At 69.6% G+C, this 9,976-nt stretch carries 7 protein-coding genes, 1 pseudogene and 1 riboswitch; of the genes and pseudogenes, 7 read left to right on the top strand and 1 reads right to left on the bottom strand.

Features of this window, described 5'->3' with window-relative positions; translation table 11 throughout:
- The first annotated feature begins 406 nt into the window (after positions 1-406).
- The 6 genes and pseudogenes from LQ326_RS11975 (at position 407) to LQ326_RS11950 (ending at position 6,374) form a co-directional block, all read left to right on the top strand.
- Positions 407-751: a hypothetical protein gene (locus LQ326_RS11975; protein ID WP_234535464.1), complete on the top strand. Its 345-nt coding sequence runs from the start codon at positions 407-409 to the stop codon at positions 749-751.
- A 7-nt stretch (positions 752-758) separates the two neighbouring features.
- Positions 759-1,943, top strand: coding sequence for a glutathionylspermidine synthase family protein (locus LQ326_RS11970; RefSeq protein ID WP_234535462.1), 1,185 nt, complete (start codon positions 759-761; stop codon positions 1,941-1,943).
- 147 nt (positions 1,944-2,090) lie between these two features.
- A complete protein-coding gene (locus tag LQ326_RS11965) occupies positions 2,091-2,642 on the top strand; it encodes a GNAT family N-acetyltransferase (RefSeq protein ID WP_234535460.1) in 552 nt (183 codons plus the stop codon).
- Positions 2,643-2,795: 153 nt separating this feature from the next.
- A pseudogene (locus tag LQ326_RS11960) lies at positions 2,796-4,171 on the top strand (AAA family ATPase).
- 477 nt (positions 4,172-4,648) lie between these two features.
- Positions 4,649-5,062, top strand: a complete 414-nt coding sequence (locus LQ326_RS11955) for a hypothetical protein (RefSeq protein ID WP_234535458.1) — start codon at positions 4,649-4,651, stop codon at positions 5,060-5,062.
- A gap of 820 nt (positions 5,063-5,882) precedes the next feature.
- Positions 5,883-6,374 (top strand): hypothetical protein, encoded by a 492-nt coding sequence (locus LQ326_RS11950; RefSeq protein WP_234535457.1) that lies wholly within the window; start codon positions 5,883-5,885, stop codon positions 6,372-6,374.
- A 544-nt stretch (positions 6,375-6,918) separates the two neighbouring features.
- Here LQ326_RS11950 and rocD read toward each other — a convergent pair.
- Complete coding sequence (gene rocD / locus LQ326_RS11945) at positions 6,919-8,124, bottom strand: ornithine--oxo-acid transaminase (RefSeq protein WP_234535456.1); 1,206 nt, start codon at positions 8,122-8,124, stop codon at positions 6,919-6,921.
- A gap of 104 nt (positions 8,125-8,228) precedes the next feature.
- Positions 8,229-8,340: riboswitch (ZMP/ZTP riboswitch) on the top strand.
- Positions 8,341-8,372: 32 nt separating this feature from the next.
- Between rocD and LQ326_RS11940 the strand changes: the two genes are divergently transcribed.
- A complete protein-coding gene (locus LQ326_RS11940; protein WP_234535454.1) occupies positions 8,373-9,827 on the top strand; it encodes a glycine hydroxymethyltransferase in 1,455 nt (484 codons plus the stop codon).
- The last annotated feature ends 149 nt before the right edge of the window (positions 9,828-9,976 follow it).

Raw genomic sequence — 9,976 nt, 5'->3', positions numbered from 1 at the left:
CGGCCGCGCGGGCGGGGGTGGCGGCGCTGGTGGCCTGGACGGCGGCACCGGCCGTGAACAGGCCGAGCACGGCCAGGGCCGTGGTGAGTTTGCGGCGCGAGGCGGCGAAGCCGGGCATCTGTCATTCCTCCATCGGTGGGGTGCGAGAGGGATGGCGGTGCGGGTGGTGCGTCGGTCGCCCATGGCCGGATCCGCCGGTCATGGGTGGTTCTGCGCGCGTAGAATCGAAGTTGATCGTTCACCCACGGGCAGGCTGGACGGTACCCGCCGGACTCGGGGCGCGGACAGGATCCTGGTGGCTTCACATGATTTTCTTACCTGGGCATGACAAGTGCGCCTTGGCGGTGGCTCGAAACCGTGCGTCTAAGCTGTCGTCGGACATCGCATCGCACGGGGGAGCACGAACATGGCGGACGCGCGTCGGCAACTGCGCTCGGGCACGGTGGTCCTCGGCGGTATGGGCCTGCTGGCCGCTGCCCTGACCGCCTGCTCCGGCGACCCCGACAAGCGCTGCGTCGACCGCGACAGCTACACCGCCGTCAAGGGCTACCGGGTCGTCTCCGACAAGAACTGCACCTCCACCGGGTCCGCCGTCGACGCGGGCTACTACTACGGAGGCAAGAAGAAGAGCGGCTGGGTCAGCGGCGGCTCCTTCACCAAGCCGCGCAGCGGTACGGGCGGCTCGTCCGGCGGCGGCCACAGCGTCAAGCGGGGCGGCTTCGGCAGCGGCCACGGCAGCTCCGGCGGCTGACCGCGCCGTGGAACGCCGTACGGCCGAACCCCGTCCCGACTGGCAGCGAACCGTCGAGCAGCACGGGCTGATCTACCCCCTCACCCGCCACCCCGACGGCGAGCTGCGCCCGTACTGGGACGAGAGCGCCTACTACGCCTTCACCCTCGGCGAGGTGGAGACGCTGGAGGAGACCGTCGAGGAACTGCACACGATGTGCCTGGCGGCGGCGGACCACATGGTCACGCGGGACCGCCTCGCCGACCTGGGCATCACCGACCCGCGCGTGGCGGCGGCCGTGACCGAGTCCTGGCACCGCCGCGCCGAACTCCCCTCCCTGTACGGCCGCTTCGACCTCCGCTACGACGGCACGGGTCCGGCGAAGCTCCTGGAGTACAACGCCGACACCCCCACGTCCCTGGTGGAGGCCGCGTCGGCGCAGTGGTTCTGGATGGCGGACCGCTTCCCGGGCGCCGACCAGTGGAACAGCCTCCACGAACGCCTGGTCGCCGCCTGGCGGAAGCAGGCCCCACTCCTCCCGCCCGGCGCCCCGCTCCACTTCGCCCATTCCTACGCCGACGAACTCGGCGAGGACCTGATGACGGTCGCGTACCTCAAGGAAACGGCGGAGCAGGCGGGCCTCACCACCGACTGGATCTCCATGGAGGAGATCGGCTGGGACACTCTCACCGGCCGCTTCGTCGACAACCGGCTCCGCTTCATCCGGGCCTGCTTCAAGCTCTACCCGTGGGAATGGCTCACCACCGACCCCTTCGCCGGCCACGTCCTCGACACCCTGGACCACGGCGGCGGCACCGGAACGACCATGTGGATCGAGCCCGCCTGGAAGATGCTCCTGAGCAACAAGGCCCTGCTGGCGATCCTGTGGGAGCTGTACCCCGGCCACCCGAACCTGCTCCCGGCATACCTCGACGGACCGAGAGACCTCGCGGCCAGGCACGGGTACGTCAGCAAGCCGCTGCTGGGAAGAGAGGGGGCCGGTGTCCTCGTCCACGCGCCGGGCGCGGCGGCCGTCGTACGCGAGGAAGCCTGCTGCTACCAGGAGTTGGCCCCACTGCCCGACTTCGACGGCAACCGTGTGGTGCTGGGCGCGTGGGTGGTGGGGGAGGAGGCGGCGGGGCTGGGGATCCGCGAGTCGCAGGGCCTGGTGACGGACGACTACGCCCGCTTCCTGCCGCACGTGATTCTCTAGTACCGCATCAGCGAACCCTCGCCCCGTCGGAGCAGGCGCCCGGTCTGGATGCTGGTCCGGTGTGCGACCGAGCGGTCACGGGCCGCGTGTCCTTCCGGCTCCAAAACCGTGTGTGAGCCGCCCGGAGGGGCCTTTACCCTCCGGGGCATGGATCTTCGCGAGGAAATTCCGAGTGACAGACGGGCCGTGCGGGACGTTCACCTGCGGGCGTTCGGTGACCATGGCCGTGTCGTGGCCGACCTGGTCGACACCCTGCGGGACACCATCACACCCGAGGACGGTCTCTCGCTGGTCGCCGAGCACGACAGGCAGGTCGTCGGGCACGTCATGTTCACCCGCAGTCTTCTCGATGCCCCTCGCCGGCTGGTCGACGTGCAAGTCCTCAGTCCGCTGGGAGTGATGCCCGAGCTTCACAAGCGGGGTATCGGCTCGGCTCTGGTCCGACACGGACTGGAGGTTCTCGCCGAGAGGGCTGTTCCTCTCGTCTTCCTGGAGGGTGATCCGGGCTATTACTCACGTTTCGGCTTCGCGCCCGGTGGCGGCCTGGGCTTCCGAAAGCCGTCCCTGCGCATCCCGGACAGTGCTTTCCAGGTCATCAGGTTCCCGGAGTGCGAGCCGTGGATGACGGGGACGCTGGTCTATGCAGAGCCGTTCTGGCGGCATGACGCAGTCGGCCTGCGTGACCCCAACGCACAGTGACCCGAGCGCCGACACCCCCTTCTCTCCCGAACCCAGGCCGCGCTCGGTCAGGTGGTCGGAACGCGGGCCGCGTTCCCGTCCGGCCACGGTGGGGGAGTCCCTGCCCAGCGCGGTTACCGTCGATGTCGGCCTCAGCCCGGTGCCACGCTCGGAGTGGTCTCCGGTCGGCGCCGCCAGGGCAAGACCTTCCTGCTCGACGCGGCCTGCCGTGCCGAGGGGGGCTTCTATTTCGGTGCGACCGAGGCCGCTGACGCCGAGTCTCTGCGCCGGATCAGCACGGCGCTCACCGCTCATGTCCGGCCCGCCAGCCCCTACCACTTCGCACATTGGGCCGAAGCTGTCGACGCACTCCTCGCCCTCGGCTCCGAGCGCCCCGTGCCCGTGGTGATCGACGAGTTCCCGTACCTCGTCAGAGCCAATCCGGAGCTGCCCTCCATCATTCAAGAGGCGTTCCGTCCGCTGCGGGAGCAGCGCACGGCCTCTCGTGCGCGGTTGCTGCTGTGCGGCTCGGCCCTGTCCTTCATGGGCAAGCTGTTGTCCGGCAACGCGCCGCTGAGAGGCCGGGCGGGACTGGAACTTGTCGTGCGCCCCCGTGACCACCGCCTCGCCGCGGAGTTCTGGAACATCACCGACCCCCGGCTGGCCCTGCAGGTCAACGCGATCGTCGGCGGTACGCCCGCCTACCGGCGCGAGTTCGCGCGAGGAGACAGCCCCGACGGGCCCGACGACTTCGACGCCTGGGTTGTACGTACGGTCCTCAACCCCGAGACGCCGCTCTTCCGCGAGGCCCGTTATCTGCTGGCCGAGGAGCCTGATCTGCGTGACACCGCGCTGTACCTGTCCGTCCTGGCGGCCGTCGCCGACGGCAACGCGACCCGCGGCAGCATGGCCGGCTACCTGGAACGCAAGGCAACCGACATCGCGCACCCCATCAACGTCCTCGAAGACGCCGGGCTGCTGCACCGCGACGCCGACGCTTTCCGCGACAACCGCCCCACCTACCGCATCGCCGAACCGCTGATCGGCTTCTACCACGCCATCATGCGCCCGGTCTGGGACCAGTTGGAACGGCCCGGCAGCGCCACCCGGGTCTGGCAGGCCAGCCGTCGCCGCTTCACCAGCAACGTCCTCGGCCCCACTTCGAACAGGTCTGCCGCGACTGGACCCTCCACCACGCCGACCCCGACCCGCTCGGCGGCCTCCCAGCCCGAGTCGGCCACGGCGTCGTCCATGACCCGAAAGCCCGCACCGGGCACGAGATCGATGTGGCGGCCGTCGGCATCGCGGACGGCGGCAAGCCGCCGCTGCTGGCCATCGGAGAAGCCAAGTGGAACGACACCATGGGCATCGCGCACATCGATCGCCTCCGGCACATCCGCGACCTCATCACCCAGGCCGGACGCTACGACACCACCCGTACTCAGCTCATCTGCTCCAGCGGGGCGGGCTTCAACGACCAGGCCCGCATCGCCGCCACCGCCCCCGGAGTCCAGCTGATCGATCTGGCAGACCTGTACGGCCAGGCGTAACACCGGCACTGAGCGAGCTGCTGCCTTGATGCCGATCGGCCTCGACGAGAATGTCATGATCCAGACCGGAAAGAGCGGGAATCAGTCGAATACGCGCGCAGGTGGAGCGGTTCGCACCGCTGGCCGGTGACGATGGTCCTGACATGGCACGCCTCCGACCGGACAGAGGAGGACGAATGGGCAAACAGGTCAAGTGCGGGTCGACCCATACCAAGACCGGCAAGCGGTGCCAGAATCCGGCGATGATCGGTTACTCCCGCTGTCAGTTGCACCGAGGCGAGTGGAACTCGTCGTTGCAGGTCCACTGACTGCCCGACTCGCCGGAAGCTTACGGGGCCAGGATCACTCGCCCCATGGCAGCTCGGTCCCAAAGTCTCGGAGCCAACCTCCCGCCATCGTCGCCCTCGGATCGCGGGTGTCGACTCCAGAGACGGAACTCGATTGCGGTTCCTCCCGTGCCTCCGGCGATACTCAGCCATGAGCAGATTCGCCGAGGTCATCGTGTTGGCCAGCAGCGCCGAAGAGGTCATGGAACCGCTGACGCAGCCGGATCCCGCCCGAAAGTGGCATGGCCAATTCGCAGATATCGGGCACGGCATGTTCGGCGGCTGGGCCATTGAGTTCACACGACGGAGCAACTGGGTCGGGCTCCTGGAAGACCTGGAGTCTCAGCCTTGGCCATCCCCGCACTCGGTGCAGGTGCTGATCCACGACGAGGAAGATGACTGCTTCGGCTTGTGGATGATGCACGACGGCCGGCTTGTGGAGGTGCCGCTGCCGCGCACCAGTCGCTACTTCTGGCGAAACCACTACACGGGCGAAGTCGATCCAGACTGTCCCGGAATCCTCATGCGCACGGACAAGTCCGATGGCTTGCCCGAAGGGGACTAACGGACCGGCCGTCAAGATCAAGATGTCCTGTCCAGGCAGGCTGCCCCGGGCTGCAGTAGTGCAGTGCGCTCGACTTGGCGTGCCTGGCAGACCTCACCATCGACCGGCCGGTCGAGTTGTGTACGCAGGCTGTCCGGGTCGCCGCCCCGCCACTCCGGCCAGGGCCTGGACCAGGTCTGCCCTTCCTCGGGAGGGACGTTGACCGGCGGTAGGCCGGCTGCGAGGAACGATCGGTGATCGTCTGTGAACTCGAAGCCGTACTCGCGCTCGATGCGCGCGAACTCGGCGTCCGTCAGCCCCGGCTCGAACTCATAGAGGCCCGTCTCTGCCAGACGGCGTGTGGCGTCCGCATGCAGGCGTGTTCCCTCATGAGCGGCAGACTGCGAAGCAGATCGTTGGTCACCGGCCGGCAGTCACAGTTCAGGCCGCTTGATGACGCGGCGTCCGCGTGGACCCTGAGGGGAGCCGGCCTCGACGAACGGTGCAGTTCCAGCCTGGAACTGTGGGGCCAGGTACGGGTGCGCACGCCGAGGACGGAGGGGGGTTTGCGCCATTGTGTGGTGTTCAGTGCAGGTGAGGCGATCGTGATTCGGTCAAGCCTGTGCCGAGTGCCTCGCTCTTCATGGCCCTCGAACTAGTGTTCCCTCGTTGTCGGATCGACCGACCGGCATCGCAACGGGAGGGAACACCTATGCGCATAGCAAGACCCCTGTCCGTAATGGCTGTTGGCTTGGCCGCGGCCGCTGTTCTGGGTCCCAGTACGTCGGCCTCGGCGGTGACGCCGGGCGCCGCGGACAACCCGCACCCCTCAGTCGGGCACGTGATGGTGGACGGACACCGCGTGGTGACGGGGACCACCATCGGGGAATGGGGCAAGACGACGAAGGGCGAGCTGTACTCCTTCACCTACAAGGCCGGTGACGCCAAGCCCGCCGGGCCCGCCGCTCCGGCGGCGGCGAGCTGCTCGGTGTACATCTCGGATGTCTCGTTCCACGGGGCCGGCGCCGGGGCGTGGTTCCAGTGGGAGACCTCGCAGGCGTGCAGCGGTTCGTTCGGCTCGCAGAAGCTGCAGACACAGATGTGGCGCAGCTCGTGGAGCGGACCGCGCGGCTACAACGACTGGCACGGCACGGGACTGACCTCGAACAGCTTCATCGACTACGGATGGTCGACGGACTGCAACGACGGGGGCGGCACCTACACCTACTACCCTGTGATGCAGGGCTACGCCAGCGGGATCGGCTGGGGCCCCAAGACCCGCTCCAACAACGATCTGCGCAAAGGATGCGGGACCAGGTCTCCGAATCCGTAGGAGAGACGCATGGTCGAACAGCCCCCCACCCGGTACTCGCCTGAAGGTACGCCTCTGGGGCGTACCGCGGACGACATCAGGTTCACCACCAGCTACTCCACTGAGACCCCACGGGCCCGCAAGCTGCGGTGGCTGATCAGGGACGTGTTTCGTCGGCCGGTGAAGAACAGCAGGTAAACCCCTGTCATGCGAGCGCCGAGCGTGACTGGGCCCTCTCGGCGGGAACACCTCGTGGAGAGGGCCCACTGCCGTCGGGAGAGGATCGTCGGCTCCGGCGGCAGCGCCGAAGGCCACGAGGCGCAAGGGGGAGCACAGGCGTCCATAGCGTGGTCGTACGGCTCGATGCGCTCGCCCATGGCCCTCACGCCCCCGGTGGGATTCCTGCCAGGGCTGCCAGGGCTGAGATGGGCTCAGCGGTTGGCTTCGAGGTTTCACGGCAAGCAGGCGATCTGTCCACGGCCGGTACGGGACGCGGCCGGGCCGCTGACCACAGGTGTCCGGGTGCGGCGAAGGGAGGGACCGCGGAGCCGGGCAAGGGACCCCCTCAGGCGCTCAGCACCTCCCACAGCTGCTCGACACCCCACTCCAGATCCTCCTCCTCCACCACCAGCGGCGGAGCCACCCGCACCGTCACCCCGTGGGCGTCCTTCACCAGCACCCCCCGCTCCATCAGCCGCTCCGAAACCGCCCGCCCCGACCCCACCGCCGGATCCACGTCCACCCCGGCCCACAGCCCCCGGCCCCGCACCGCCGTCACCCGTCCGCTCCCGGTCATCTCCGCCAGCCGCCGGTGCAGCAGCTCACCCAACTCGGCCGCCCGCTCCTGGAACTCCCCGGTCCGCAGCATCGCGATCACCTCCAGGCCCACCGCGCAGGCCAGCGGATTCCCCCCGAAGGTGGACCCGTGCTCGCCGGGCCGGAACACCCCGAGCACCTCCGCGTCCGCCACCACCGCCGACACCGGCAGCACCCCGCCCCCCAGCGCCTTCCCGAGGACGTACACGTCCGGTACGACCCCCTCGTGCTCGCACGCGAAGGTCCGCCCGGTCCGTCCCAGCCCCGACTGGATCTCGTCCGCGACGAACAGCACCCCCCGCTGCCGCGTCAGCTCCCGCACCCCCGCCAGATAGCCGGCCGGCGGCACCACGACCCCCGCCTCGCCCTGGATCGGCTCCAGCAGCACCGCGACCGTGTTCTCGGTCACCGCGGCCCGCATCGCCGTCAGGTCCCCGTACGGCACGATCTCGAAGCCGGGCGTGTACGGCCCGAAGTCCGCCCGAGCCTCCGGGTCGGTCGAGAAGCTGATCACGGTCGTCGTACGCCCGTGGAAGTTCCCGGCGGCGACCACCACCTTCGCCATCCCGGCCGGCACGCCCTTGACCCGGTACCCCCACTTCCGGGCGGTCTTCACCGCCGTTTCCACGGCCTCCGCCCCCGTGTTCATCGGCAGCACCGTCTCCTTCCCGCACAGCTCGGCCAACTGGGCGCAGAACGCGGCGAACCGGTCGTGGTGGAACGCCCGCGACGTCAGCGTCACCCGCTCCAGCTGCGCCTTCGCCGCCGCGACCAGCCGCGGGTGGCCGTGCCCGAAGTTCAGCGCCGAATAGCCGGCCAGGAAGTCCAGGTACCGGCGCCCCTCGACATCCGTCATCCAGGCGCCCTCGGCCGTCGCGATCACCACCGGCAGCGGGTGGTAGTTGTGCGCGCTGTGCGCGTCGGCGGCGGCGACGAGGGCTTCCGTAGTGGTCACGGCGACTCCAGGGGGCGCGGCGGGATCGCCACCCTTCCTACCCTCTGCCCCTGCCCGACTGGTGGACGCCACGGCCCTGCGGCCCGGCGTGCCCGGTAATGTGACCTGCGGGCCGTGACTGGCGCGCTGGGGTCTGACGGCGGACTCCGAGGATGGGACCGACCATCGGGAAGCGGCCCGCGTCATGACCGAGTGCCGTGCGCCTGGGCCGAACCGTGAATGCCGAACGCCATGTCCGGAGGTCCCGAATGTCTGACACGTCCGCGCCCCTGTCCACCGAGTCCAAGGCCTACCGCGCCGCCCTCGACGTGATCCGTGCCGTCGAGCCGCGGGTCGCCGACGCCATCGGCCAGGAGGTCGCCGACCAGCGCGAGATGCTCAAGCTGATCGCCTCCGAGAACTACGCCTCCCCGGCGACCCTGCTCGCGATGGGCAACTGGTTCAGCGACAAGTACGCCGAGGGCACGGTCGGCCGCCGCTTCTACGCCGGCTGCCGCAACGTCGACACCGTCGAGGCGCTCGCCGCCGAGCACGCCCGCGAGCTGTTCGGCGCCCGGCACGCCTACGTCCAGCCGCACTCCGGCATCGACGCCAACCTCGTCGCCTTCTGGGCCGTCCTCGCCGACCGCGTCGAGGTCCCCTTCCTCCAGAAGGCCGGTGTCCGCCAGATCAACGACCTCTCCGAGGCCGACTGGGCCGAGCTGCGCCAGGCCTTCGGCAACCAGCGGATGCTCGGCATGTCCCTGGACGCCGGCGGCCACCTCACCCACGGCTTCCGTCCCAACATCTCCGGCAAGATGTTCGACCAGCGCTCCTACGGCACCGACCCGGCCACCGGCCTGATCGACTACGACGCGCTGCGCGCCCAGGCCCGGGACTTCAAGCCGATGATCATCGTCGCGGGCTACTCGGCGTACCCCCGGCTGGTGAACTTCCGGATCATGCGCGAGATCGCCGACGAGGTCGGCGCGACCCTCATGGTCGACATGGCGCACTTCGCGGGCCTGGTCGCCGGCAAGGTCCTGACCGGCGACTTCGACCCGGTCCCGCACGCCCAGATCGTGACCACGACCACCCACAAGTCGCTGCGCGGCCCGCGTGGCGGCATGGTCCTGTGCGACGACTCCCTCAAGGACCAGGTCGACCGCGGCTGCCCGATGGTCCTCGGCGGTCCCCTCCCGCACGTCATGGCCGCCAAGGCCGTCGCCCTGGCCGAGGCCAGGCAGCCCGCCTTCCAGGACTACGCCCAGCGCATCGTCGACAACTCGCGCGCGCTCGCCGAGGGCCTGATGCGCCGGGGCGCCACGCTGGTGACGGGCGGCACGGACAACCACCTCAACCTGATCGACGTCGAGACGTCGTACGGCCTCACCGGCCGCCAGGCCGAGTCCGCCCTCCTCGACTCCGGCATCGTGACGAACCGCAACGCGATCCCGGCGGACCCGAACGGCGCCTGGTACACCTCCGGCATCCGCATCGGCACCCCGGCGCTCACCACCCGTGGCCTCGGCACGGCCGAGATGGACGAGGTCGCGGGCCTGATCGATCGCGTCCTGACGGCGACCGAGCCGGGCACGACGAAGTCGGGCGTGCCGAGCAAGGCCTCCCACGTCCTCGACGAGAAGGTCTCGACGGAGATCGCCCAGCGCGCGACGGACCTGGTGGCCGGCTTCCCGCTGTACCCCGAGATCGACCTCGGCTGATCGACGCCGGTCAGGGGCAGCGCCCCTGAAAGGGGCGCGGGGTCGTACTGAATATGCGGCTGCCGCCGCGTGGGCGCGGCCGGCCACAACGGCGCCGCGGCCCCGCGCTCCGAGACCACCCCCACCACGGGGCCGATCCCACTCCCACC

Origin of the sequence: Streptomyces shenzhenensis, assembly GCF_021462265.1 — a bacterium.
Taxonomy (GTDB): Bacteria; Actinomycetota; Actinomycetes; order Streptomycetales; family Streptomycetaceae; genus Streptomyces; species Streptomyces shenzhenensis.
The sequence above is the reverse complement of the archived record's forward strand: the minus strand, read 5'-3'. Positions and strand labels throughout refer to the sequence as shown.